Origin of the sequence: Halopseudomonas laoshanensis, from assembly GCF_008365385.1 — a bacterium.
Lineage (GTDB): Bacteria > Pseudomonadota > Gammaproteobacteria > Pseudomonadales > Pseudomonadaceae > Halopseudomonas > Halopseudomonas laoshanensis.
In genome coordinates this window covers 863499-887671 of sequence record NZ_QOVF01000001.1, presented here as the reverse complement: position 1 = coordinate 887671, position 24173 = coordinate 863499, and the positions used below count along the sequence as shown (strand labels likewise).

24 protein-coding genes are annotated in these 24173 nt (G+C 57.3%); 11 read left to right on the top strand and 13 right to left on the bottom strand.

Annotated elements, in window-relative coordinates; all coding sequences use genetic code 11:
• Window positions 1–22 precede the first annotated feature (22 nt).
• The 3 genes from DT594_RS04120 (at window position 23) to DT594_RS04110 (ending at window position 1547) form a co-directional block, all read left to right on the top strand.
• Entirely contained in the window at window positions 23–313 is a 291-nt protein-coding gene (locus DT594_RS04120) for a hypothetical protein (RefSeq protein ID WP_149331484.1), read from the top strand.
• Window positions 314–456: 143 nt separating this feature from the next.
• Window positions 457–882, top strand: a complete 426-nt coding sequence (locus DT594_RS04115; RefSeq protein WP_096345780.1) for an HPF/RaiA family ribosome-associated protein — start codon at window positions 457–459, stop codon at window positions 880–882.
• 128 nt (window positions 883–1010) lie between these two features.
• Window positions 1011–1547, top strand: coding sequence for a GNAT family N-acetyltransferase (locus DT594_RS04110; protein WP_218574471.1), 537 nt, complete (start codon window positions 1011–1013; stop codon window positions 1545–1547).
• 13 nt (window positions 1548–1560) lie between these two features.
• Here DT594_RS04110 and DT594_RS04105 read toward each other — a convergent pair whose 3' ends face one another.
• The gene (locus DT594_RS04105; RefSeq protein WP_149331483.1) at window positions 1561–2292 is read right to left on the bottom strand and encodes a DsbA family protein; all 732 of its coding nucleotides are present in this window, start codon (window positions 2290–2292) and stop codon (window positions 1561–1563) included.
• A gap of 379 nt (window positions 2293–2671) precedes the next feature.
• Here DT594_RS04105 and thpD point away from each other — a divergent pair, with 379 nt between their 5' ends.
• On the top strand, window positions 2672–3631 hold the full coding sequence (thpD, locus tag DT594_RS04100; RefSeq protein WP_149331482.1) for an ectoine hydroxylase: 960 nt from the start codon (window positions 2672–2674) through the stop codon (window positions 3629–3631).
• Between the two features lie 104 nt (window positions 3632–3735).
• On the opposite strand, the gene DT594_RS04095 is transcribed toward thpD, so the two are convergent.
• The 4 genes from DT594_RS04095 to DT594_RS04080 form a co-directional block, all read right to left on the bottom strand.
• Window positions 3736–5382, bottom strand: a complete 1647-nt coding sequence (locus DT594_RS04095) for a methyl-accepting chemotaxis protein (RefSeq protein ID WP_149331481.1) — start codon at window positions 5380–5382, stop codon at window positions 3736–3738.
• 265 nt (window positions 5383–5647) lie between these two features.
• A complete protein-coding gene (locus tag DT594_RS04090) occupies window positions 5648–6265 on the bottom strand; it encodes a TPM domain-containing protein (protein ID WP_149331480.1) in 618 nt (205 codons plus the stop codon).
• Between the two features lie 19 nt (window positions 6266–6284).
• The gene (locus tag DT594_RS04085; RefSeq protein WP_149331479.1) at window positions 6285–7025 is read right to left on the bottom strand and encodes a TPM domain-containing protein; all 741 of its coding nucleotides are present in this window, start codon (window positions 7023–7025) and stop codon (window positions 6285–6287) included.
• A 35-nt stretch (window positions 7026–7060) separates the two neighbouring features.
• Window positions 7061–7669: a LemA family protein gene (locus DT594_RS04080; protein WP_096345881.1), complete on the bottom strand. Its 609-nt coding sequence runs from the start codon at window positions 7667–7669 to the stop codon at window positions 7061–7063.
• Window positions 7670–7870: 201 nt separating this feature from the next.
• On the opposite strand from DT594_RS04080, the gene rhlE1 reads away from it, so the two are divergent.
• Both rhlE1 and DT594_RS04070 read left to right on the top strand, forming a co-directional pair.
• On the top strand, window positions 7871–9121 hold the full coding sequence (gene rhlE1, locus DT594_RS04075) for an RNA helicase RhlE1 (RefSeq protein WP_149331478.1): 1251 nt from the start codon (window positions 7871–7873) through the stop codon (window positions 9119–9121).
• A 207-nt stretch (window positions 9122–9328) separates the two neighbouring features.
• Complete coding sequence (locus tag DT594_RS04070; RefSeq protein WP_149331477.1) at window positions 9329–10678, top strand: DUF1329 domain-containing protein; 1350 nt, start codon at window positions 9329–9331, stop codon at window positions 10676–10678.
• 126 nt (window positions 10679–10804) lie between these two features.
• On the opposite strand, the gene DT594_RS18920 is transcribed toward DT594_RS04070, so the two are convergent.
• Together DT594_RS18920 and DT594_RS04065 are read right to left on the bottom strand one after the other, a co-directional pair.
• A complete protein-coding gene (locus tag DT594_RS18920) occupies window positions 10805–10966 on the bottom strand; it encodes a hypothetical protein (protein WP_178091408.1) in 162 nt (53 codons plus the stop codon).
• 79 nt (window positions 10967–11045) lie between these two features.
• A complete protein-coding gene (locus DT594_RS04065; RefSeq protein ID WP_096345773.1) occupies window positions 11046–11609 on the bottom strand; it encodes a phosphoribosyltransferase in 564 nt (187 codons plus the stop codon).
• Window positions 11610–11671: 62 nt separating this feature from the next.
• On the opposite strand from DT594_RS04065, the gene DT594_RS04060 reads away from it, so the two are divergent.
• Window positions 11672–12289, top strand: coding sequence for a phosphoribosyltransferase (locus DT594_RS04060; protein WP_149331476.1), 618 nt, complete (start codon window positions 11672–11674; stop codon window positions 12287–12289).
• Between the two features lie 45 nt (window positions 12290–12334).
• On the opposite strand, the gene DT594_RS04055 is transcribed toward DT594_RS04060, so the two are convergent.
• Window positions 12335–13441 (bottom strand): DUF2855 family protein, encoded by a 1107-nt coding sequence (locus DT594_RS04055; protein ID WP_149331475.1) that lies wholly within the window; start codon window positions 13439–13441, stop codon window positions 12335–12337.
• 82 nt (window positions 13442–13523) lie between these two features.
• Between DT594_RS04055 and DT594_RS04050 the strand changes: the two genes are divergently transcribed.
• Window positions 13524–14174 carry a TetR/AcrR family transcriptional regulator gene (locus DT594_RS04050; protein ID WP_149331474.1) on the top strand — a complete coding sequence of 217 codons (651 nt, stop codon included), beginning with the start codon at window positions 13524–13526 and terminating at the stop codon, window positions 14172–14174.
• A gap of 49 nt (window positions 14175–14223) precedes the next feature.
• Here the strand turns inward: DT594_RS04050 and DT594_RS04045 are convergent, their stop codons facing one another.
• Window positions 14224–15156 carry an alpha/beta hydrolase family protein gene (locus tag DT594_RS04045; protein ID WP_149331473.1) on the bottom strand — a complete coding sequence of 311 codons (933 nt, stop codon included), beginning with the start codon at window positions 15154–15156 and terminating at the stop codon, window positions 14224–14226.
• A 660-nt stretch (window positions 15157–15816) separates the two neighbouring features.
• On the opposite strand from DT594_RS04045, the gene DT594_RS04040 reads away from it, so the two are divergent.
• Window positions 15817–16110 (top strand): PAAR domain-containing protein, encoded by a 294-nt coding sequence (locus DT594_RS04040; protein WP_178091406.1) that lies wholly within the window; start codon window positions 15817–15819, stop codon window positions 16108–16110.
• A 35-nt stretch (window positions 16111–16145) separates the two neighbouring features.
• Here the strand turns inward: DT594_RS04040 and DT594_RS04035 are convergent, their stop codons facing one another.
• Window positions 16146–17060 (bottom strand): pirin family protein, encoded by a 915-nt coding sequence (locus tag DT594_RS04035; RefSeq protein WP_149331472.1) that lies wholly within the window; start codon window positions 17058–17060, stop codon window positions 16146–16148.
• Between the two features lie 197 nt (window positions 17061–17257).
• Between DT594_RS04035 and DT594_RS04030 the strand changes: the two genes are divergently transcribed.
• Together DT594_RS04030 and DT594_RS04025 are read left to right on the top strand one after the other, a co-directional pair.
• The gene (locus DT594_RS04030) at window positions 17258–18178 is read left to right on the top strand and encodes a hypothetical protein (RefSeq protein WP_149331471.1); all 921 of its coding nucleotides are present in this window, start codon (window positions 17258–17260) and stop codon (window positions 18176–18178) included.
• Window positions 18179–18341: 163 nt separating this feature from the next.
• Window positions 18342–20213, top strand: a complete 1872-nt coding sequence (locus DT594_RS04025; RefSeq protein WP_149331470.1) for a 5'-nucleotidase C-terminal domain-containing protein — start codon at window positions 18342–18344, stop codon at window positions 20211–20213.
• 50 nt (window positions 20214–20263) lie between these two features.
• Here DT594_RS04025 and DT594_RS04020 read toward each other — a convergent pair whose 3' ends face one another.
• The 3 genes from DT594_RS04020 to DT594_RS04010 form a co-directional block, all read right to left on the bottom strand.
• Window positions 20264–20500, bottom strand: coding sequence for a DUF2798 domain-containing protein (locus tag DT594_RS04020; RefSeq protein ID WP_218574470.1), 237 nt, complete (start codon window positions 20498–20500; stop codon window positions 20264–20266).
• A 133-nt stretch (window positions 20501–20633) separates the two neighbouring features.
• Window positions 20634–21854: an alginate export family protein gene (locus DT594_RS04015; protein WP_149331469.1), complete on the bottom strand. Its 1221-nt coding sequence runs from the start codon at window positions 21852–21854 to the stop codon at window positions 20634–20636.
• Window positions 21855–22034: 180 nt separating this feature from the next.
• Window positions 22035–24101: a TonB-dependent receptor gene (locus DT594_RS04010; RefSeq protein ID WP_149331468.1), complete on the bottom strand. Its 2067-nt coding sequence runs from the start codon at window positions 24099–24101 to the stop codon at window positions 22035–22037.
• Between the last annotated feature and the right edge of the window lie 72 nt (window positions 24102–24173).

Sequence of the window (24173 nt, the reverse complement as noted above, 5' to 3'; positions counted from 1 at the left end):
CTGCCTAACAGGAGAAGTGTCCATGCCTACTTTCAGATTACTCACTGCCGCCCTGGCGCTCAGCGTCCTGGGAATGGCCGCCCCTGCGCTTGCCGACGAGCACGCCGCAGATCACGGAGCCGAGCATACCCGGGATTCGGATACAGAAGCTGAGATCGGTGGCTCCGCCCAGGTGCCGAACACGCGCGAGGGTGCGGAAACAACCAACCCCTATGACGATGTCGGCCTGGATGAAATGGGCGATGAAATAAGTGATGAAATGAATACCGACGAAGACGCCATTCAGGATGACGATCAACCGATCAACGAATGAGGCTTGCCAAGCGCCGGCTGATGGCGCAATTTGGAACAGTGGAAGGGTCGCAAATGCAATGCGCAAAGTCGGCTCTTCGCAAGTGGGAACTTTGATCGCCGCAAGGCGTTGAAGCGCAGGTAAATAACCATAAGGAATTTCCTATGCAGGTACAGGTCAACAGCAAGCACATTCAAGGCAGCGCACGGCTGCAGGAATGGGTCAGCGCTACAGTCACCGACCAACTTGATCACTTCGATGATTACCTCACCCGAGTCGAAATACACCTTAGCGACGAGAATGCGCATAAGGCTGGAACCGACGACAAGCGTTGTCAGATCGAACTTCGTCCCAAAGGCCATCAGGCCATGTCTGTCACGCACAAGGCCGAATCTCTGGAACAGGCAGTTAACGGCGCCGCCACCAAGGCACGCCATGCCTTGGAGCACCTGATGGGCAAACTGGAAGCCAAAGGCACGCCCGCCAAACTGCTCAGCGACCCCTTGCAGGACGAAGAGCCCAAAGCGGTCAAAGACGCCCTATTGCAGGAAGAGTTTCTCGCTCGGCAACACGAGCTGGGCAATAGCTGACTAGCGTTTCACTCTAGACACTTTTCAGTCTAGACCCATGGGGAGCGCCTCTCCGGCGCTTCCCTCTTGATACCACCTTATACCCCGGAGCCATGCAGGTTTCTGGATAGATAACATGGAACACCCTCATGCGTCAGAAGCCTTGTATTATTCGCCGCATGCAGCAGGATGATCTGGTCGCAGCTGCAGAAATCCACAAAGACGCATTTATCCGACAGCGCAATTCCTATCACTGGCTGGCATGCAACCTGGTGGCCTACCCGCGCATATTGGCTTACATAGCGACGCATGATGAGCGATGTATAGGCTACTGCCTGTGGACCCAGAAAAGCGGCTTTCGCCCGGAAGTGGTACTTGAACTGGAACAGATCGCCGTATCAACTGAATTTCAGGGCAAAGGCGTTGGCACACAGTTGATTAGCGAATCACTGCAGGATGTTCGCTCGATTCTGGCGACGCATGGATCAGCGCTCAAACATGTCTTGATAACAACCCGCGCGGACAACAGTGCACAACGACTCTACGCGGCTGTGCTGGGTGCCAAGGTCGAGGCTGTCATCAACAACCTGTACTCTGCCGATGAGGTGATCATGGTCGCCCGTGACCTGTCACATATTGGCCAGGAACCGCGATCACCCGGTGTCGACAATCCGCTACAGAGCTAACAATCCGACTGAATTACTGATCTTCGAGCTGCTGCTCGATCAGCCCTGACAGCTGCTCCCAGCCTGGCCGGGTAAGCGGGATGTTATCGACCAGCACGGTAGGCGTGCTCGCCACTCGCAGCTGTTGCGCAATCGCCGCACTGGCTTCTACCTGATCGCGGCGCTGCTCCGTATTCATGCAGCGTTCAAAGCGTCCTTCGTTCAATTCCAGGTTCTGAGCATAACCGTTGAAAATTCTCAGCGGATCACCCTGCGCACTCCAGCTGGATTGACTGGCAAACAATTGATCATGCATTGCCCAATAGGCACCCTGATCCCCTGCGCAACGGGCTGCCTGTGCGGCAGGAAGCGCATTGCGATGCTGACTCAGCGGTAGCTCGAAGAACACCAGACGCACCTTGCCAGTATCTATATAGTCCGTGCGCAACTGCTCATGTACCCGAGCAAAGCTGGCACATGCCGGGCATTGATAATCGGCGAACTCGCGCACCACTACGGGCGCATCCGGATCACCCAGTTCAACGCCATAACGATCCAGTTCCGCGGGAAACGGCGGCGTGTTTTCCGGCACGCTTGGCAGTGCGGTAGTGGGGCCGCTACCAGGTGTGGCCAGGTATACCGTTAACCCGACGAGTGCCAGAACCACCACCAGCCCGCCGCCCCATAGCAGCGACTGTTTGTGTTTGCGCTTCTCGCGCTGCGGTGCTGGTTCCCCGGTAGTCCGTCGGCGCTTTGCTTCTCCCATGATGCCCATCCTGTTAACAATGTTGTGCTTGAAGCCAATGCTGGCATCGGCAAAATTCAGGGGCCAAGCGTACACCCAGAAACGACGCGGGGGTGAGCATAAAGAAAACTCTTGAAACTTTTTTCAGCCCCCCCATGTCGCATGGGTACGGCGAAGGTCATTCCGCAACACAATCTGGCGGCGCAGTTGCCGCGACAGCTTGAACATCCGTAGCGCGTACTAAAGCAAGGCTCGCTTCGAGCAACCTGATTCATCCCTGTATGAACAATCTCTGCTGCCACGCTCTGACGGAATACAACCCGCGATCATTGGACCTTTGCCCAGGGCGCTGAACTGTGCTCTTACAGACAGATAACAGATAACCCTGGAGGTTACTCGCATGACGAAATCGTTGGATTTATACCCCACCCGCCTGCCGGAACACCACGCGCCGGTAAGACGCCGCGACCCCGTAGTGCACTCGCGCAATCAACATCGCTGGAATGGCCCGCTGGATGAAGTGGCTTTGTCCCACTACGAGCGCGATGGTTTTCTCTGGTTTGAGGGCTTCTTTTCCCAGGAAAGCATGCAGCCGTTCTTCGAAGAGCTGAAGGAAATGGCTCAGGACCCTGAAATGCTCAAATCCGAACAGGTCATCTCCGACCCGGCCAGCGGCGCCATTCGCTCGGTATTCGGTATGCATGAGCTGTCGGAACGGTTCAGCAAGTTGACCCGCGACCCGCGGATCCTGGGCATGGTCCGCCAGTTGTTGGGCAGCGAGGTGTACATCCACCAGTCGCGCATCAACGACAAGTACGGCTTTCAAGGCAGCGGATTTGACTGGCATTCGGACTTTGAAACCTGGCACGCCGAAGACGGCATGCCACGCATGCGCGCCGTCAGTGCGTCGCTAATGCTGACAGACAACAACGAGTTCAACGGCCCGCTGATGCTGATTCCTGGCTCGCATCACCAGTTCGTGCCCTGTGTCGGTGAAACGCCCGAGGCCAATTGGGAGAGCTCGCTCAAGGCGCAGAAAGTGGGTGTGCCGGACGAAACCGTGCTTGCGGATCTGGGCAAACGCGGCGGCATTCAGTCCCCCAAAGGGCCTGCGGGCTCTCTGCTGTTATTCGAATGCAATGTGCTGCATGCGTCAAACGGCAATATGTCGCCCTGGCCACGCTCCAATCTGTTCTTCGTCTACAACAGTGTCGACAACCCATTGGGCGTACCTTACGCCGCGAAGAGCGAACGGCCTGAATACCTGGGGGCGCGCCGCAACGTGAAGCCCCTGGAAATTCACGATGACTTCCCGGAACTGGCTGGCCAGGGCGTTGAACCCCTGCAAGGCCACGGCTAGATTCGGGGTCGGCTAGCGAAGCTGCAGCGATAGAGGCGTGGCTCCTGCTCTGAAGACAGGACCACGCTCTGCCGGCCGATAAAGCACTGAACCACGAGCAATACTCAGGTTCTGAAACGACCTACCTGCTGCTGTAATCCCGCCGCCAGCCTGGCCATTGATTCGCTGGCTTGGCGACTTTCCTCTGAGCTCTGCGCTGCCTGGTTGGACAGATCGCGAATGCCGCTGATATTACGAGCGATCTCTTCAGTGGTTTGGCTTTGCTCTTCACAAGCCGACGCTATCTGCGCGGCCATGTCATTGATGCGTACTACCGATTGGGCGGTATCGTTCAACGAGCGCTCCGCACCGGCGGCTTGTTCCACGCTTTGCGAGGCCAGCCCCGCACCGCGCTGCATGACCGCCACCGCCTGACCACTGCCTGCCTGCAAGCTCTGGATCATCTCCTGAATATCCCGCGTGGAGGCTTGTGTGCGGGCGGCCAGCGCCCGTACTTCATCGGCCACTACCGCAAAGCCCCTGCCCTGCTCACCGGCGCGCGCCGCTTCAATCGCCGCGTTTAACGCCAACAGGTTGGTCTGTTCGGCAATCGCCTGGATGACACTGAGCACCCCGCCGATCTTGTCACTGTCCTGCTCCAGGCGATTGATCACCCCGGCAGCCTCTTCAACGTCTGCCGCCAACCGGCGCAGCGCATTCATGGTCTGGCCCACGACCTCGGAGGCAGCGTGCCCCTGCTTATCTGCCTGGCTGGCAGCCTCTGCGGTGCTATGCGCGTTATCCGCGACCTCATGAATGGCTGCGGTCATCTCTGTCGCGGCGGTACTGACCTGATCGATTGCACTGTACTGTTCATTGACCAGGCGATCCTGGTGCGCAGCAATGGTGCTCATCTGCTCGGACGCCGCTGCCACTTGCAGAGTGGAGTCAGCGACTTCGCGGATCAACGTCTGCAGTTGGGAGAGGAACTGGTTAATAGTGGTGCCCAACTGGCCTATTTCATCAGTCGAATTGACCTCCACCCGCTTGGTCAGATCACCTTCACCATCGGCTATATCGCCAATGCGCCGCAAAATATCCTGAATCGGGCGCAGAATAAGCCCGGGGAACAGCAAAATCATCAGCGCGCAAACGGCCAGCCCGATCAACGTCATGGTGGTGACGATGGCAGAGTCCTTGGCCGATGCTGCCTGTGCTTCGGAAACTTCCAGAGCAGCCTGCGCATCAATCTGCTGAGTCATCTGGTCAATCAGGTCTCGCGCACGACCGAATAGTTGGTCGGACTCTCCAAAACTCAGTGTTTCAGCGCGCAGCATATCGGCTTCGTAATCACTTTTTGCCAGTTTTACCACCTCCTCGGTCGAGCGTTTCCATGCCGCAAAAGCGTCACTGAAGCGCTGCGCCATAGCCTTGCCTTCACTCGACTGGCTACTAGCTGCGAACGCATTCACCCGATCAATCGCCTGCTGCATATTCTCGCTATGCGCGGCAGTCATATCGGCAAACTGTTCAGGATCAAGGCCCGTGACGAATGCCCGTTCCGCCACCAGTGCCTGGTACAGGTCACGGTCTGCCTCAAGCAAGGTAGTGGCCTGCGGCAACAGCTCCGTGGAAAAACGATTGAGCCGGCCCGTCAGATCCATCACTGCGGTGTAGGACACAATACCTAGGGCAAGAAACAGAACCGCCAGCACGCCCAGAGGCAATGTCAGCTTCCAACGGAAGCCCATGTTGCGGAAAAAACCAAACATAGAAGTTACTCCAATATCACCCAGCGGATATGCGCTTTGCAGAAAGCCCGTGACAGCAACACTGGTGTCCTGGCGCATCTATCCTGAATATCGGCCGAAAAGCCGCCGTCTTTAGTGACGATTGCATCTGGCGCAACTAATCGTGCGAGGAAAGACAACAATAAGCGAAGGGATTCCCGCGGGTGCTGGGCAAATCGAATAACACTGGGGAGTGAAACCAGCCAACCGCCATGGGGTTAGCTGGTTTAACAGGAGGGAGAATGGATCAGGAGAGCATCACCAGGCGGTTCGGCAGCTCGTTGCGCTCGTGGGTAGCGGGTACGTGCTGCTGCAATTGCTCACCACAAGCCTGAATACAGGTTAGAAAGCCCTGGAGCACTTCGCCTTCGCGCACCTGCGCAGTAAAGCGCTCGATGATCGACTCCCACACCGCATCATCAATCCGCGCAGAAATGCCGCGGTCGACCAGTATTTCCACATAGCGCTCGGCCTCTGACACGAATATCAGCATGCCGGTATCGCCTTCGGTGTGATGCAAACCCTGCTCGACGAACTGCCGACGCGCAAGATTACCCGCGCGCCAGAATCGAACCGGTGCCGGTATCAACCGGGTCATGATTCCCGGTAGCCGGAACACCAGCGCCAGCACGATAAAGCTCAGCCACTGCACCAGCAGCAATTGCCACGGCCCCAGCCAGTCGGTCAGCAGCAGTACCGCTCCCGGCAAGACCAGGGCAATCAAGCTGGCCCACAGCAGCGGGATGTAATGATAGTCATCAGCCTGCGCGGCCAATACCGTGACCACCTCGGCATCGGTTGTCAGTTCAATTCGGTCGATCGCATCAGCTACTTGCTGCTGCTCATTTTGCGTAAGAAGTGTCATTGCTTTTCCATCCTGGACATTACCAGCCACCCGAGGCGCCACCGCCTCCAAAGCCGCCACCACCACCACCGAAACCGCCGCCACCGCCCATACCGCCACCACGGCCGCCCATACCACCGAGCAAAGCACCTGCGAGCATGGCTGTGCCTAGGCGGCCGCGTTTACCACGCCCACCACGGCCACCGCCGCCAATCAGGCCCATGACGATAAAGAACAGCAGAATAAATATCCCGACCGGCGGCTTGTCACCTTTGCCTGCGGGCTGCGCATCCGGAGCGCGAAGTGGATCACCCCCGAGCACCTGAATCATCGCCGTCGTACCTTCAACGATACCGCGCTCGAATTCATTCTGACGAAAAGCCGGGGTAATAATGCTGTTGATGATCAGCGAAGACTGGGCATCTGTCAGACGGCCTTCCAGGCCATAGCCAACCTCGATACGCAGAAGCCGATCATCGCGGGCAATAATCAGCAAGGCACCGGTATCTTCTTCGGCCTGACCTATGCCCCAGGTACGCCCGAGCTCCAGACCAAACTCTTCGATACTGCGCCCCTGCAGGTCCGGAACCGTGACCACAACAACCTGCTCGCCGGTAGCCTGCTCGTGGCTGGCCAACATCGAGGTCAGTTGCGACTCGGTAGCAGATTCGAGCATCTCGGCCTGGTCAACGACTCGGCCGGTCAGCTCAGGAACGGTTAATTCCTGCGCCGTAACTGTGCTCGCCATCAGCACCAGACCCGCGATCAGCGCGGTTTTCATGCCCGACCTTATAACTGACAAGGGTGATGCATAGCTCATTCGAACTCCACAGCAGGCGCTTGTTCAGCGTTATCGGTTGTCGCTTCAAAGTTTTCCCGGATAGGCATATCGCTGTACATCACGCTATGCCAAAGACGCCCTGGGAAGGTGCGTATCTCGGTGTTGTACTGCTCGACGGCAGCAATGTAATCCCGGCGAGCAACCGCAATACGATTCTCGGTGCCTTCAAGTTGCGACTGCAGCGCCAGGAAGTTCTGATTCGACTTCAGTTCCGGATAGCGCTCGGAGACCGCCATCAAGCGACTCAATGCCCCTGTCAGTTGACCTTGGGCCTGTTCGAAGGCGCGCATCTTCGCCGGATCATTCAAGTCATCCGCGCTGATCTGGATAGACGTTGCACGGGCGCGGGCTTCGACAACCGCGGTCAAGGTTTCCTGCTCCTGGCGGGCGAAACCTTTTACCGTTTCCACCAGATTTGGAATCAGATCCGCACGGCGCTGATACTGGTTCTCGACCTGCGACCAGGCGGACTTGACCTGTTCATCGTAGGTTGGAATATTGTTGATGCCGCAACCGGCCAGAAACGTGGTAATCACGAGAAGAGCTGCCAGGTGCCAAGGTAATCGCAAATGCTGCGTATGCATTTTGTACTCGTCCATGCTGAAAGGGTTTCAAGTCAGACCATCTGCCCGAACGTGAGTTCAGAGCATTGTGCAGAGCCCACCCTAACAGCATTGCGGCCGTTTTTCTTGCAGCGACAGCCGCAGGGCTACAAAAGCGCGCCGCAGCAACAACCTTGAGAGGGTAAACTGTTGCTCTGACTCTCTATACCGGTTCCGCAAACAATGACCTTCGCCTCCCTCGGCTTGATTGAGCCGCTCGTACGCACTCTGATAACACTTGGCTACGAGACCCCGACGCCCATCCAGCTACAAGCCATACCCGCCGTTCTCCAAGGGGGCGATCTGCTGGCTGCCGCCCAAACCGGCACGGGTAAAACGGCCGGTTTCGCCTTGCCACTGTTACAACGGCTCTCCCAGGAAGGCGCCAAGACCGCCAGCAACTGCGTGCGTGCCCTGGTCCTGGTGCCGACCAGGGAGTTGGCCGAGCAGCTATTGCACAGCTTCACGGCCTACGGCGAACTACTGCCATTGCGCAGCTACGCGGTATACGGCGGTGTGGCGATTAATCCGCAGATGATGGCATTACGCAAAGGGACGGATGTGCTCATCGCCACGCCGGGCCGGCTACTCGACCTGTATCGTCAGAACGCGGTGAAGTTCAGTCAGTTGCAGGTACTGGTCCTGGATGAGGCCGACCGTATGCTCGATCTGGGCTTTGCCGACGAGTTGCAACAGCTTTTCATGACGCTGCCGAAACGGCGTCAGACGCTACTGTTCTCCGCGACCTTTTCCGCGACCATCCGCAGCCTGGCGGATGAGCTGCTGCACGATCCCCTGCAGATCGATATCAGCCCGCGTAACTCCGCCGCGCGTACCGTTACCCAGCACGTCATTCCGGTGGACAAGAAGCGCAAAAGCGAGCTTTTTCTCCACTTGCTCGCTCAGCGCAGCTGGGGCCAAGTGTTGGTCTTTGCGAAAACCCGTGTTGCCGTCGATCAGCTAGCGGAGGCGCTGCAGGCTCAAGGCATACAGGCGGACGCCATCCATGGCGACCGGCCACAGCCCAGCCGCTTGCGCGCCCTCGCCCGATTCAAGGCTGGCGAGGTGCAGGTGTTGGTGGCTACCGACGTGGCCGCTCGTGGCTTGGATATCGAAGCGCTGCCGGTAGTGGTCAATCTGGACCTGCCCATAGTCGCCGAAGATTACATCCACCGCATTGGCCGGACTGGTCGAGCTGGCGCTGATGGGGAAGCTATATCGCTAGTCAGCGCGGATGAAGTCCGGCAGCTCGCCGCCATAGAAACGCTGCTGCAAACCTTGCTGCCACGCGAGTCCGAGCCGGGTTTCGAACCCGAGCACAAAGTCCCCGTTACCGGACTCGGCGGCCAGTTGATCAAGAAACCGAAAAAGTTGAAAAAGAACAAAAGCGCTAAAGGACGTATCCACCTGGGCGACTGGTTCGAAGAGAAATAGCGTCCGGTTGGGGCGCAGCGCCCGAAGCAAAATGTGCAGCAGGTCTCAGCTTCGCGTCTTACCAGCCTCCTGGCGCCTTACAGCAGCGAAAAATCGCGCTACAATCCGCGCGGTTTTTTTGCGTCTGAGCGGCATTTCGATCCGTATAGCCGATAAATAAATACGGACCGCATCGGTGTCCGTAGTGAGTCATCAGGGAGCAAGACGATGGACAGGAAGTGGGGATTGAGAGTGCTGGCCGTTGCGGCAGCTTTGAGCGTCACCCAGGCTCACGGCAAAGTTGACAGTACGCAGGCGGCCCAGCTGGGCAATGAACTCACGCCATTGGGGGCGGAACGCGCCGGTAACGCAGAAGGCACCATTCCGGCCTGGACGGGTGGAGCCAGTGCCCCCCCCCATTACCGCTCAGGCATGCACCACCCTGACCCTTATGCCGACGACGCCGTGCTCTACCAAATCTCTCACGAGCACACCGAACAGAACGCCAGCCTGCTACCCGAGGGGCTGCGTGACTTGCTTGAGCGCTACCCTGAGTACTACCTGCGGGTCTTTCCCACACGCCGCAGTGCCGCGGCACCGGAGCGGGTCTATGAAGCAACCCGGCAAAACGCCTTGAATGCTGAGCTGGTCGAAAATGGCAACGGCATCACTGGCGCCGCTGCCGGCATCCCCTTTCCCATCCCGCAAAATGGTACCGAGGTGATCTGGAACCACATCCTGCATTACCGCGGCGACCAGAACCATTTCATCAACAATCAGGCAGTGGTTCTTAACGGCAATGCCAACCTGATCAAGCGCGACCGGCAAATCTACTATGTCTACGGTCGCGAGGGCATGACGCCGGACAAGCTCGACAATACGCTACTGCACTACAAATACACTGTCACCGCGCCAGCTCGCTTGGCTGGCACTTCGTTGGTCGTCGAGGATCCGTTAGACCAGATCTTCAGTACGCGCAAGGCCTGGCGTTACAGCCCGGATAACCGCCGGGTTCGCCGCCTGCCCTCGCTGGCTTATGACTCCTTGCAACCCGATACCAGCGGCCTGGCCACTGCCGACGTGGTGGACTCCTACAATGGCGCGCCGGATCGCTATGAATGGACGTTGGCGGGAAAGCGCGAAATGCTGGTGCCTTACAACAGTTATGCCGTTCACCAAAAGGGCATTCCCTACGACCAGATCGTCCAGGCCAAGACCTTGAACCCAGAGCTGTTGCGCTACGAGCTGCATCGGGTTTGGGTCGTTGACGCGAATTTGCGCTACGGCTACACCCATCCCTACGTGGTGCGCCGTTTCTATATCGATGAGGACAGTTGGCAAATCCTCGCGGTGGACTTGCGGGACAAGAATGGTGAGTTGATCGGATTACAGGAAAGCCATCCGATCAACTATTACGATGTGCCCATGTTCGGCAGTACACTGGAAACCCTGTACCACTTGAAGACCGGCAACTATTTCGTCGACGGCCTGGATAACAACGAGCCGATGTACAACTTCGAGGCTCAATTGAGCCCCCGGGATTTTTCGCCCCAGGCGTTGCGCCGGGAAGGAAACTGACCCAATCGCTCCGCGCCCTGGCCAGCCAGTCGCGGAGCTGCCCACGTGGGGCTACCCGTCTGGCGACCTGGCTGGGGCTACTCGCCCAGCACGAACTCCGCGGCCGAAAGAACCTCAGCGGTTTCTTTAGTCCTTCTTATCGAGTTGCTCGCGTATTTTGCCGGGATCTATCTCATTCAGCTCTTCGCCCTCCAGCGGGCCTTCCCACTGATCATGAGGCGGCTCATCACTGGGACGCGGCTTGTGAGGCGGATTATTTTCACCGGGATGTTGATGGTCGTTGGTCATGAGAACTCCAGCCAATACAGATGCATGTTCTGTTGTGATAGGTAAAAAGCGGGCCGAGTTCCGCTGACCTGTGTCTATCTCACTTCAAATGCGGCGCCAGAATGGCATATAGCTCTGGTCGGTTGGCCCTGATCTCTTCATGCGACAACCCCTCCAGCGAATGCGGATACTTTAGCCAGGCATCGGTATTGTGCTGATAGTAATCGGGTTCCCAGCCCACCTCGTTGCGGCTTGGCTTGTAGTACGGCACGGCGACGCGGATGTCATTCGGAGTATTGAGCCGCGCCTTCTGACGCAGTTCCTCGATAATCGCAGCAACCGACCTGCCGGTATCGAATACATCATCAACGATCAGCAGCCGGTCTTCCTGAGTGACGTGTTTAACCAGGTAATTCAGCCCATGCACTCGTACCGTGCGGCTTTGCTGGTCAATTCCGTGGTAGGAAGAAGTGCGAATGGCAATGTTGTCGGTCTGCACGCCGTGATAATCAAGAAATTCCTGAACGGCGATACCCATGGGCACACCGCCGCGCCACACGGCGATCATGAACGTGGGGCGAAACCCGGAGTTGAGCACCTGCGCGGCGAGATGAAAGGCATCTTCAAGCAAACTTTGTGCGCTGAGGTATTGTTTCTCTGGCATAAGACCGTTAGCGTTTGTGACTTCGCGCCATAGTCCCACCAGTCGGAGCATCCTGGCAAGTCATGCAAGAGCCCTCAGCACCTCAGCAAACCCCACGGCAGCGGCGGTTCCTACAGGAAAACGAGCTGATCGAAGATGCCTTTCGCCTGGGGGTGCAAATCTATGAAAGCGGCTTCCGGCCCAATTTTATCGTCGGCCTGTGGCGTGGCGGCAGCGCCATCGGCATCTATGTGCAGGAATGCTTGCAAACTCTTGGTGTAGCTACTGACCATATCGCCCTGCGCACGTCCTATCGGGGTATGGATCATTACGATGCGATGGTGGCCTCGCCCGAGGAAGAAATACGGGTTCACGGCACCCATTACCTGCTAGACAACCTGAACCACGATGATCGCCTGCTGATCGTGGACGATGCCTTTGGCACGGGTTACAGCATGACGGCCGTATTGAATCGGCTTAGCCAGCAACTCAAGCGCAATATGCCGCAGGACACGCGCATTGCTACGCTTTATCAGCGCCAGGGTGCCGGGCGCACCGCGCTAAAACCTGACTTCTGTCTGCACAGCACCGAAGACTGGCTGGTCTTTCCTTACGAAATGAACGGCCTGAGTCGCGCGGATATCGACCAGCACAAGCCCTACCTCAGCGCCATACTCGATAGCGTCAAATCGCGGACATAAACAGGGCGCCATCTGGCGCCTTGTTCCCAGAAATAAAATCAGGCCTTAGTCAATCAGCACCACATGACCTTCACGCGGATCAATGCGCCCGGCACAAAGATCCTCGACCAGCGCCTGCGCGGCTTCCAGACCGTTATGCTCGTTGACCCGCATCCAGGGTTGCTGTTTGTCGCCGACCCGGCGAATAAACGCCAGCTGCGCCTCATTGAACCGACGTGTCACTTCAGCCGCGCCCCAATCGGCATTGCGCTTCTTGATCTGATAGGGCGCGAAGTAGAACTGCGGCGCAGGCCCCGGCAAGTTTTTCTCACTCTCGTCCAGATGCTCATGGGACTGTGCAGAGCCCGCGTAACAGTCGTAGACCAGCGAATCGCCAAAATGATGGTGTACACGCGAGCGCAACTGATCATCGCCGGAGAAATCCACATACAGCGTGGGTACGGATGGATCGAGGGTTTCCAGCTCGTCATAACCCACGCTCTGATCGTAGCATCCCAGAGTGTCGACAAATGCCTGGTTGCCGGAAGAGGTCAAGCCAAACAGTTGCACCTGATCCAGGTTCTCCAGACAGAACGCCGTCCCGTAAGCGGTCTTGCTCGAAGCGCTGGATACCGCAATCTGCCGCGCACCGAAAAAGCCATTGTCCTCCAGAAAGTCCGCCAGCATGAATGAGGTGATGAACAGCGGGCGCAGCAGCATCTGGTAGTACTCGTCATCCTCGCGGTAGGCGGCATCAGTACGGCTACGCTGGTATTGATTATAGGCGGAGGTCAGCTCCAGCCGATGTTCGCTACCATCATAGAAACCGCGCTCACCGACCCTGACCGGCTTGACCACCAGATGGCTCGCAATCGGCCAGTAGCCATAGAAGCGCTCACCTTTTTCCAGTCCTTCCACAGTGGACTCGACCACCTCGGCAAAGCCCCAGGCCGGCATATGACCCCAGCCCTTTTCCTGAGCAGGAAAGAAGTGCCAGTAGCGCAAATGTGGCGTGTCACCGAAGGCGGCATAGGTGATATTGTTGGTCGTAACCGCAAGCCCGTCGATTTTCATCAGCGCTTCGCCTTGCTGCAGCGTCGGTAATTCGCTGGTCACAATACGGGTGCGCTCCAGCGCGGACTTATCAGTTTGCAGTTGAGTCAGCTTTGTCATCGCTTGTTGCTCCATAGGAGGGGTGGTTCAGGATGCAATTACTCTATCGCGTTGAATCGGGCCCCGGGTTCGGTTATTGAACATGCGCCCCGCTGCCCCTGAACCCAAGGCCCGGCCGCTCAAAAGACCTTCGCAAGCGCGTGCCAAGTTCACCGTTCAAGCCATTTTTGATGCCTTTGTTCGGATTTGGCAGCGCGACGGTTGGCAGCGCATCACCACGCGCGCAGTCGCGCTGGAAACGGGTATCGCCGTAGGTACCCTGTACGACTACTTCCCGAACAAGACCGCCCTGCACTCTGGCTACATGCGCTACTGCATAGAGTCGCTGATTGAAAAGGTCGATACTCAAGTGACGCAGGCGCAAGGCCTGGACTGGGAAGCCCGCCTGCACGGTCTGTTACAGATACTCTGTGGCGTGGACCGTACGGGCTTGCCCTGGTTTCATCCAGATATGCTGGACCTGGAGCCGTCCATCGCTGAACTCAAACACCAGCAGCGCGCGCACCAGGAACTGAGCCAGATGTGGCAGCGCGTGTTTCAAGCCTGTACCGATCTGCCCCGCATCCCTTCCCCAGCAACCATAGAGGCGTTACACATCGCAGTCTGGGGCGGGCGGCGTTATGCCCTGTTACTGCAGATGGATGACGATTACATGCGTCAGTGGGCGGAACAGATGGAACAGCTGTGCCGTGCCGCAATTCAAGCCGACAACAACATCCCGACATCCAACTGAAAACGCCGGGCCCTGATCGGGTCCCGGCGCTTTATTAGCAGCTTGCCGCTTAGTAAGGGCAGTTACCGCGATACTCGGAAATGTCGTTGTCGTCCTCATGGTCAGGACCGCAGAGGAACTGCTGATAACGCTCATCATTATCCAGATGCAGCTTCATCCAGGACACACCGAAACGGCTCAGCACATCATTGTTGAACCCTCCACCGTTGCCGCAGTAGTGGCTGCCACCGTCGATCTCGACGAAAGCCTTGTCCACGTCATCGGGGATGCGGTTGTAGAACGGTGATGCATGACTGCCCACCGGAGCAATAATGTCGGACTCGCAGGCAATGATCAGCGTCGGCGCCTCTACATTGCGAAAGCGCAAGCTGGAGGTATCCCAAGGCGCCAACGGTATGGCCGCACTGATACGACCCTCAGTGGCCACGCGCAGCGTGCCGCCGCCGCCCATCGACCAGCCAACTACACCCAGGCGATCGGTATCGATCATGCCCTGCACCGGGCTACCCGAGCTGGTGTTTTCATCAACCAGATAATCCAGAGCGGCATTGATCTGATCAGCACGGCTTGGCGGCTGATCGAAGCCGCTGTTGGTATCGATGGTCATGACCACAAAGCCGTGGGAAGCCAGCTTGGGCCCCCACCATTCGATAGACGACTCGGCAGATACATAACCGGGGATGACAACGATCGCCGCCATGGTGCCGGTGGTGTCTTCAGGGTAGTGAATAGTACCGCCCCCGAAACCACTCACGAAGCTGGAGACCCGCTCGGTATCGACAGAATAAGGACCGGTAGCTGCTTCCAGAAAAGACACGCTTGGATCTGGACCGCGCTCAAAGCCTGAACCTGGCTCACGGGGCTCGTCTGGAGGAACTGGGTTTGCGGCCATCGCAGTAGCAGAGAGCATCAACGCACTCGCCGTCAGGAACGTGGACAGCGTCTTGGAAAGGCGGGCTGGGCGGGAATTAGTATTTTTCATTGAAACTCCATGGATATAACAACGGTTTTATTATTCAAACTTGTTTTAGCTGACGGTCCACGGACCAGAGAAATACCATCAGCCGGCCGAAGTTTTAATCCATAAAGAACACAAGTCAATGCCATCAAGGCACTTTCACCCATATGGGTTAAAGTTATAAATGATACATTTTCATTTTATGACCATACAAAATGAATGCTTTTAAATCAATTACTTAACCCAAATGGGTGAGATAGCGTTGTGCCGGATTGCATAGGGACACTTCGTCATTAACAACACGAACATTTAAATAGAAAGACCAAAGTTACCGATATAGAAAGTTAGGAACTAAAACACCAACTTAAAAAGTTCAGGCGCGGTGCGATTGACACTAGTACTCACGAATAAGTCAGCCAACGTGTGCTTATTGAGCAGTGGTGTTAAGCGCTGCGCTGCCTATCAAAAAAGCCAGGAACACAACCGGCTTATGCCCAGGCGCCCGCACTCATGCGTCAAAGTGTGATGTGCCCAGCAAAGCTGTCACCTTCGAATTGACCTGAGCGCCTGGGTTATTAAGCTCATGCGCCAGAGTGTTGTGGTCATGCCTGTGCATCTAGAGCAAATCCAAGCTCCTACTTACCACAACTGGCTAAAGTGGTTTTACCAGGAGCATTGGGCGTCATGCTGAAAATAGGGATTGGTTCTAAGACCTCCACAGGAGGTGCCGTAATTGAGGGCAACTCGGGACTGATGTTCGATGGCCTTGTAGCCAGCTCCGTTGGCCACAAGGCCACCTGCCCAGCTTGCAAGAAAGGGATTGGCGAGATCGTGGCGGTCGGCAAAAGAACCGTCACTCTGCCCGCGGGCCTGGCAGCCAGAGCTGGCGATTACGTTGCCTGCGGTTGCCCGCCGGGGTCCAATACGCTGCTTGGCGAAGGAACCATCACCTTGGGCAGTAACAGTGCGCGTGGTTAACCCTGGGGCGTGACGCCAAGACGCAGCGCCATCAATCAAGGCAATGGAATAAACTCGTCCTCATCACCCACTACCTTGGCGAACTGCCCCTCCCGCCAAGCCTGTTTGGCCTGTTCTATCCTTTCTCTGCGGCTGGATACAAAATTCCATTCGATAAAACGCCGGCCCAGTGGTTCGCCCCCAATCAGCGCGATGCGGGCGTCCTCGGTGGCAGTCACCACGATGTCTGAGGCACTGGAGAAGATCGCCATCGAGTGCAGGGGTAACGCCGTGCCTCCTGCCTGCAATGCACCACTGGCGACATACACCGCACGCTCGCCGGCCTCGGGGAGCGTCAGCGATTGCCCGGCTTTTAAATGCGCCTCTACGTACAGCGTTTCGGAGAACACCCGCACTGGCGAGGTGACGCCGAAGGCGCTACCCATCATGACTCTAACTGTTACGCCTTCTATATCGACGGCAGGTATATCGCGGCTCGGATAGTGGTGAAATGCCGGTGCCACCTCTTCATCTGCTTCGGGTAGCACCAGCCACAATTGCAGACCATGCAGCTCATGCTCGACTGCCGTGACTTCTGGTCGTTCGCGCTCGGAGTGCACCATGCCGCTCCCCGTCACCATCAGGTTGATATCGCCAGGCCGGATCGGCTGCAGACTCCCGATGGAGTCCCGATGCAAAATTTCGCCGGCAAACAGGTAGGTCACGGTGGCAATACCAATATGCGGATGTGGCCGGACGTTGATGCCCTGCCCCGCGGAAAAACGTGCGGGCCCCATATGGTCGAAAAATATCCAGGGGCCGACCGTCTTGCGTTTCGCGGTGGGCAACGCCCGCCGGACCACCAAGCCGCCGATATCGTGCTCGCGCGGCTGGATGATCAGCTCAATGGCGGCGCAAGGCGGGTCAGATACTGAGCAGGACTGAACGGCATCTGGCAACGTATTGCTCATGTGATTTTTCCTCCCAAGTTAAATCCGCGTAAGGCCCGGCCCGTCAACTAGCTCAGCATAGCTCCAGCAATCCAAACAGGTCGAGTTCCCCCAGACCTTTCCATCATTGCTCTGAATATCTCTACAACCGCACGTTTGCCGAGCCCCTGCCACTCTGACTACACTTCAGCGATCCCCTGTACACCAAGGACAGAACCATGAGCTTTGCTACCCCTCTCTACCTTTGCGGGCCACTGCGCGAACCCAGGCAGATGCTGGCCGACCAGCAATACAGCGGCCACACCTCCATTCATGATGACAGCATGGCGGAAAAGCTCGGCTTCCGAGCCGGACCTATTGAAGGTCCCACACACTTCAGCCTGTTCGTTCCGCTGCTGGCGGAAATCTGGGGCCAGGCCTGGTTTGAACGGGGCTGCTTCTCATCGCACTTCCAGAATATGGTCGTTGAGGGGGAGTTGGTTCGCGCTTTTGTCGAGCGACCTGCTCCCGGCACCACTCGTGTGCGCGCCTGGGCGGAGAAAGCCGATGGCACCCCGGTACTGGAAGCCAGCGCCAGCCTCGGTCCGGATGACGGCGCTACCCTGCTGGATGAGCGTATGGCGAAACTGCGCGCGCCGGAGAAGCTGGTCATCCTCTCCGGTCTGTACGTCGGCATGCTGGGTGCTGAGGACGAGAAAGTACGCATGGATGCCGAGCAGCACATGGGCGACCTGTATCCCTTCTCGCTTGCGCAAAAGCTTGAGGGCATAACGGAAAATTCACCCTGGTATTCCGACGCCGCCAGCACCCCCTGGGGTCGCGCGGTCATTCCGCTGGAGATGGTCAGCGTACTGGCCGAGTACACCAGCAAGCAGGCCGCCTTTCCGGTCAAGCAGCCGGTGATCGGCCTGTTTGCCGATCAGGAGATCCGCATGATCGACGGCCCCCTGTTTGTCGGCGAGGACTACTTGATCCGTCGCGAGATCGTTGCACTGTCAGAAAGCAAACGCACCGAATCCTACTGGGTCCGCAGCCGCATCTACGACGCCAGCGGCGAAACACTCAAGGCTGAAATGCTGCTAAACCACGCTACGCTGAAGCACTCTTATGCCGACTACGAGGCTGAAGCCTCGGCTTGATGGGTCGCGCCGTTACTCCACAGGTAGCGGCGCTTCCTCCCGCCCCTCTAGCGCTGCCAGATATCAGCATCGGTGTTGATGAATCTTGCATGACAGTCATGCATCCGTAATACCCGCATCCTAGGTTTGAAGTACTTCGTCATACACAACCAAGGATGCGTCAATGTTGAACAATCGATTCAAGGGACTGGCTTGTCTGGTCATCTGCACTTCTCTGGCAGCCTGTAACAGCGACTCTTCGGATGATTCCAACGATGATCCGGCTCAGGCTGACCCACTGACGCTCAACATAGCGCACATAAACGATCATCACTCGCAGCTCGACGCCACCAGCAATTTTGAAATCCAACTGGACGGTGAACCTACCCGCGTTGAGCTCGGTGGCTTTTCACGCGTTACCGCGGCCTTTGCCGAGATGGAACAAAATGTTCCCAACCTGCTGAAGTTGCACGCCGGTGACGCTATTACCGGCACTCTTTACTACACCTTTTATCAAGGTGAAGCGGACGCGGACATGATGAATACTGTCTGCTTCGATGCCTTTGCTCTCGGCAACCATGAGTTTGATGACAGCGATGCCGGCTTGAAAACCTTTCTGGATTACCTGGCTGAGGGTGACTGTGACACCCCGGTGCTGGCCGCCAACGTCAAACCACAGGTCGGCACACCACTGGCTCCCTCGGCAACTGACGATTACATCAAGCCTTACATGATCCGCGAAGTCGACGGCGTGCAAGTCGGCGTTATTGGTATCGACATCAGCGGCAAGACCACCAACTCCTCTCGTCCTCTGGACACCACTGAGTTTCTCGATGAAGTTCAGACAGCCCAAGATACCATTGACGATCTCCAGAGCCAGGGCGTTGAGCATATCGTTCTGCTCACCCATCAAGGTTATGAGAACGACCAGACCATGGCCGCGAGCCTGAGCGGTGTAGACGTCATCATCGGGGGTGACTCACACTCGTTGCTTGGCGATTTCAGCGCCCTGGGCCTGGGCTCCTCCGGAGACTACCCGACCCGCACCACCAACGCCGATGGCGACCTGGTCTGCATCGGCCAGGCGTGGGAGTACAGCAAAGCGCTGGGGCTGATGAGTATTGAGTTCGACAGCGAAGGTAAAGTGGCCAGCTGCGAGGGTCAGGCATCATTGCTGGTGGGCGATAGCTTCCAACAGGCAGTAGAGGGAAGCTTTGCGGAGGTAGGCGAAACTCGGCGTCAGGAACTGCTGGCGCTGGTTGAAGGCATCGACGAGTTGCGCGTCACCACGCCGGACGCCGCTGCAGATGCGATTCTAGCAACCTACAAGGAGCAGATAGACGAGCGCAAGCAGGAGATCATTGGTCTGGCCAACGAGTCATTCTGCCTGGTACGTGTTCCTGGCGAGACCACTAATCGCAGCAGCGGCACGCCCGGTTGTGACACAGCCAATACACTGGCTCAGGGCAGCGATGCCGCACAATTGGTGGCCGAGGCGTTCCTCAATGCCAGTCAACGAGCTGACTTTGCATTACAGAACGCAGGCGGTGTGCGTATCCCCTTACCTGCAGGCAACATTACCTATAACACCGCATCGACCATGCTGCCTTTCACCAACGTGCTGGTTGAACTGGACATCACCGGTGCCGAGGTGATCTCAACCCTGGAAGACGCGGTAGCCAACCATCTTGACGCTTCAGGTTCCGACGGCTCCCAGCCTTATGCAGCGGGTTTGCGCTGGGATGTTGATCTATCCGAAATACCTGGCTCACGCTTCAGCAACGTCGAAGTGCGGGATGTGAACGGCCAATGGGCGCCGATAGAGCTGAATCGTACTTACGTGTTGGTGACCAATGACTTTATCGCTGAAGGTCGTGATGGTTACACCACACTGGGTACGGTGACAGAGGATGGGCGGTCGGTAAATACTTACCTGCTATACACCCAAAGCCTTGTCGATTACCTGATCGCTCAGAACAATGTGTCTCGCCCGGTGCGAGCAGATTATTCCCATCAGGCGGTAGTGACCGCTGATGGTGTGCGACTGTTGGACTGAGGACTGCCACTGCGCTAATAAGCGCTCCGTCTGGGGCGCTTATAACTGGCTCAGGAGTTCTTGTCTGACGCCACGATAAATGACACCAGATAACGCACCACCGGCACCACCACGGTAATGGTCGGGAACGCTACCAGGAACGCCAGCATCCATGCCTTGAGCCAGATCGCCAGAATATTGTCTACCCAGCCGATATTGAACAGCGAAATCACCATCGACATGATGCCAGACATGATCAAGGCCATCAGAAAGGAAAAAACGTAAGCGGCGTATTTCTGCGGTATCAAACTGGAGCTTCCTCTTGGGCGATGCCGACATTGGGCATCTCAGCAGGTCGTCATGATACCCGCTGCAGGCGCGACAGGGGCATGAACACTGTGTTGCAGAATAAGGTATTGCTCCGCCACCCCCGCTCTGGCGCTAGAAACTGTAGGCCAGGTAGAGAGACGTTCGCGTCGCATCATCATTGAGCTCATCCGCCCAGTAGCGTCCCAGGCGCCAGCTGATAGTGGTCTTGCTCAACCCCTTGTATTCGAGCATCAGATCCAGGCCGTTGCCATAGTGGGCGTCACCGGTGTCGGCGTTATAGTCGTAGAGCACCGTGAGGAATGTCAGGGCGTCGACGCCAGGCACCTTGCCCGCGGCATTGACGGAAAACACCTCAAGCCCGTGGTTGTCTCCGACGCTAGGGTTGACCAGAAACAGCTCGGTCAGACTGTTGAAGCTATGCGACAAAGGCGTGATGAACTTGTTGGTGAGCGACTCGCCACTGAGCAAATTGTAGCCCGCACGGTAGGCGATATCGGATACCTGAAAGCCCAACTCCAGCAGCTGATACTCCGCATCGACATGATTCGGGTTGTGTCCGGCATCGCGCTGAATTGCGTATTCCAGGGTGGACAAGAGCTGCCAGCCGGCCATAGGCGAACCACCTTCAAAGCGCACGCCGTAAGTATCGACGGAATTGGTCGGCTCACTGTCATAGTCCAGCAGCACGCCATAGGTTTTCAACGTACCCAGGTTGTCGATCTGATAGCCCAGATTGTAGAAATGTGAATCCATATCGGCACGGCCGTTGCTCGCCCGTTCGCCAAGCACCCGCAGGGCGCGATTGAGGTAGCCATATTCCAGCTTCAAACCTGCCACTGGCACAGTGGTAAGAGTAAAGCCGTTGAAGGATTGATGGTTCTGGCGCAACCCCGAGGTGCTGATAAAGCGGCCGTTGTTGAGCATGATTTCCTGGCGACCTGCGCGCATCTGCAACAGCCCGGCCGGGTCGGCATATTGCACATAGGCCTGATTCATCTCGGAGCCACTGGGGTCAGCAATCACCGGGTAACCCGGCTTGTTCTGGTCTGGAACGGTCGGCACGTTGTAGCCGTCGTTGAACTGCTCTACCGCTTCGAATTCGGCGAAGCCACTGAAGTAATCGCCGACATTGGCCTTGGCCTTGAGCCCCAGACGAATGGTCGAAGCCTTGGACGTCTCGTCGATATCAAACCATTCGTAGCGATAACGCAGGTCTGCGCCGTACTCCATACTGACCTGGGCATTTGAAACATCGCTGATCAGCAAGCCAGCACAGCCAACCCCTACTACAAGTAAGGGTGCGCGCGACGCCTTCGATAAGGTTTTCAGCATTTTTATTATTCTCTATGGGTGAAACGCATGCGCAATCCAGCACAAGTTTCGCACTGCGAGGCATGAGCCTATATCACCTTGGCGCTTCGACCAATTAGCGCGCGAGCATAATAAATGACAGGAATGACAAAGCCCCGGCTGAAAACGACCGGGGCTTTGGGCGGCGTTACACGTTACTGATTAGAAGTCGAACTTAACCCCCACGGTCAAATTTCGGCCAGGTAAAAGAACGTCATCCTTGATAAAAGACGAATGCTGGCGTGCTTTTTCATCGAGCAGGTTATTGGCCCGGGCATACAGCAGGTAACCCAGATCCTCATTCGCCTGCCCGCGATAACTCAAACCGGCGCCCAGCATGGTGTAGCCCGAGGTGGAGGTTTCATCATCAGCTACCCGGCTCTGCCCCTTCACACGGTAAGCTTCCACCTGCCCAGCCAGGCTTGCAGTGATGCGTTGATCGAAACGCACACCCAGGCGGCTCGCGGGAATGCGGGGTAGATAGCCGTCGCCCTTCAGCTTGCCGCGCACCAGATCGCCAAACAGGCTGACTTTCAGACCGTCAGTGGCCTGCAGTCCGATAACCCCTTCCATTCCGTGCAGCACAGCATCGCGCTGGCGATACTCGAACTCGCGTACTCCGTCGCCGGGATCGGTGCCGGCATCGGCCATGTAGATGAAGTCGGAAATCTGATTGCGATACACGCTCAGGTCATAAGTCACCACCCCAGCCAGCTTGCTCAACCCGAACTCGATGTTGTAGGCAGTCTCCTTCTTCAGGTCAGGATCACCCACTTCGATCACACCGGTCGCCGCGTGTGGGCCGAAGGCGTACAACTCTTCCGCGCTGGGCAGACGCTGCGAACGGGACAGGCTGCCACGCAACGCGTAGTCCGGTGCAAAGCGCCATGTAGCACCGGCCGAGGCCGAGGTACCGCTATGTGACCGGTCTGGTGCGGCGACCCCGGCGCGAATACCGTCGGCATCAATATCCTGCCAGTCATGCCGCAGACCCAGTTCGTAGCGCCAGTCGCCGACCTTCAGCTCTTCCAGCAGGAAGACCGCATGGCTGCGGGTAAGCGTGGGTATCAGGTAATCCTCTTCGCCTTCGGCGGAGAAGTCCCGTCGGGAGGTCTGCCCACCGACCACGCCACGCCAACCGTGGAAGGGTTGATGAGTCAGCTCCAGACGCGCCTCAGTGCCCTGGTTCTCAAACCGGGTACCCACCACGCCCTCCTCGATTTCGTCGTGCTCGTAATCGGTATGCGACACGCGCAGCTTGGCCAGCTCAAAACCGGCGAAGGGATCAGCGTACTCACCTCGCACATCCCAGCGGCGCTGAACCATGCTGATATAGGCGCCATGGTCATCTTCATGCTCGTGATCATGATCGTGGTCGTTGTGATCGCCGTGATCGCCGTGGCCGCCGCAGTGCCACTCGGTCTGATGGTGGGTGTGGCAGTCGATGTGCTCATGCGCGAGCAGACCGTACTCCTTCTCTAGGCGACTGAATGCAGCGCCCAGATAGCCGCGCTCGCCAATCCAGCTCAAGCCCAGTGAATAGGACTCCGAATCATTGAACGCACCTTCCTGCCGTGAAGGATTGCCGGGTATGCGATAAGGATCCGCTTCGGATTTACTCGCTTCGATATGCCCGGCAACCTGGCCTGCGCCCAGGGTTACGCCCACAGCCCCGGCTCTTTCGTCAGCGACGGTGTTGCCGCGCAGGTGCACGTTCCCTTCAATGCCTTTCTCCGGGACGTAGGTAGGCACTTTGCGGTCGATCAGATTGACCACACCACCTATGGCGCCACCGCCGTAAAGCAGGGTCGCCGGTCCCTTCAATACCTCTATCTGTTCCACCAGCAGCGTATCTGTGGTGATGGCGTGGTCCGGGCTGATGGTCGAGGCGTCCATCACGTCGACGCCATCGCTCAGCACTCTGACCCGCGCACCTTCGAGGCCGCGTATCACCGGCCGGCCCACACCGGGGCCAAATCCCGAGGCATGTACACCGGGCAGGCCGTTAAGCGTATCGCCCAATGTCGTTTCAGTGCGCTGGGTCAGCTCATCGCCACGCAGCACCTCCACCGGGGTGGTCATTTCCGTCGGCCGGGTATTCAAGGCCGAAGCGGTAACGGTTACCTCCTCCAGCGCGATTGGTTTATTCGTTTGAGCAAACGCCGATGCGCTGCAAGCCAGTGTGGCCATGGCCACCGACCAGGCTAATGGATGGTGTAGCAGTCTCATAAATCTCCCTTATGCGTATTATTTGTGCGCAATGTGTCGCCAGTAGCGAACCGGGGGAGAATATAAACGTTA

Excerpts from the sequence above, each read along its gene's own strand:
- DT594_RS04120 (WP_149331484.1), top strand. The coding sequence starts at position 23 with ATGCCTACTTTCAGATTACTCACTGCCGCCCTGGCGCTCAGCGTCCTG.
- DT594_RS04115 (WP_096345780.1), top strand. The coding sequence starts at position 457 with ATGCAGGTACAGGTCAACAGCAAGCACATTCAAGGCAGCGCACGGCTG.
- DT594_RS04110 (WP_218574471.1), top strand. The coding sequence starts at position 1,011 with ATGCGTCAGAAGCCTTGTATTATTCGCCGCATGCAGCAGGATGATCTG.
- DT594_RS04105 (WP_149331483.1), bottom strand. The coding sequence starts at position 2,292 with ATGGGAGAAGCAAAGCGCCGACGGACTACCGGGGAACCAGCACCGCAG.
- thpD (WP_149331482.1), top strand. The coding sequence starts at position 2,672 with ATGACGAAATCGTTGGATTTATACCCCACCCGCCTGCCGGAACACCAC.
- DT594_RS04095 (WP_149331481.1), bottom strand. The coding sequence starts at position 5,382 with ATGTTTGGTTTTTTCCGCAACATGGGCTTCCGTTGGAAGCTGACATTG.
- DT594_RS04090 (WP_149331480.1), bottom strand. The coding sequence starts at position 6,265 with ATGACACTTCTTACGCAAAATGAGCAGCAGCAAGTAGCTGATGCGATC.
- DT594_RS04085 (WP_149331479.1), bottom strand. The coding sequence starts at position 7,025 with ATGAAAACCGCGCTGATCGCGGGTCTGGTGCTGATGGCGAGCACAGTT.
- DT594_RS04080 (WP_096345881.1), bottom strand. The coding sequence starts at position 7,669 with ATGCATACGCAGCATTTGCGATTACCTTGGCACCTGGCAGCTCTTCTC.
- rhlE1 (WP_149331478.1), top strand. The coding sequence starts at position 7,871 with ATGACCTTCGCCTCCCTCGGCTTGATTGAGCCGCTCGTACGCACTCTG.
- DT594_RS04070 (WP_149331477.1), top strand. The coding sequence starts at position 9,329 with ATGGACAGGAAGTGGGGATTGAGAGTGCTGGCCGTTGCGGCAGCTTTG.
- DT594_RS18920 (WP_178091408.1), bottom strand. The coding sequence starts at position 10,966 with ATGACCAACGACCATCAACATCCCGGTGAAAATAATCCGCCTCACAAG.
- DT594_RS04065 (WP_096345773.1), bottom strand. The coding sequence starts at position 11,609 with ATGCCAGAGAAACAATACCTCAGCGCACAAAGTTTGCTTGAAGATGCC.
- DT594_RS04060 (WP_149331476.1), top strand. The coding sequence starts at position 11,672 with ATGCAAGAGCCCTCAGCACCTCAGCAAACCCCACGGCAGCGGCGGTTC.
- DT594_RS04055 (WP_149331475.1), bottom strand. The coding sequence starts at position 13,441 with ATGACAAAGCTGACTCAACTGCAAACTGATAAGTCCGCGCTGGAGCGC.
- DT594_RS04050 (WP_149331474.1), top strand. The coding sequence starts at position 13,524 with ATGCGCCCCGCTGCCCCTGAACCCAAGGCCCGGCCGCTCAAAAGACCT.
- DT594_RS04045 (WP_149331473.1), bottom strand. The coding sequence starts at position 15,156 with ATGAAAAATACTAATTCCCGCCCAGCCCGCCTTTCCAAGACGCTGTCC.
- DT594_RS04040 (WP_178091406.1), top strand. The coding sequence starts at position 15,817 with ATGCTGAAAATAGGGATTGGTTCTAAGACCTCCACAGGAGGTGCCGTA.
- DT594_RS04035 (WP_149331472.1), bottom strand. The coding sequence starts at position 17,060 with ATGAGCAATACGTTGCCAGATGCCGTTCAGTCCTGCTCAGTATCTGAC.
- DT594_RS04030 (WP_149331471.1), top strand. The coding sequence starts at position 17,258 with ATGAGCTTTGCTACCCCTCTCTACCTTTGCGGGCCACTGCGCGAACCC.
- DT594_RS04025 (WP_149331470.1), top strand. The coding sequence starts at position 18,342 with ATGTTGAACAATCGATTCAAGGGACTGGCTTGTCTGGTCATCTGCACT.
- DT594_RS04015 (WP_149331469.1), bottom strand. The coding sequence starts at position 21,854 with ATGCTGAAAACCTTATCGAAGGCGTCGCGCGCACCCTTACTTGTAGTA.
- DT594_RS04010 (WP_149331468.1), bottom strand. The coding sequence starts at position 24,101 with ATGAGACTGCTACACCATCCATTAGCCTGGTCGGTGGCCATGGCCACA.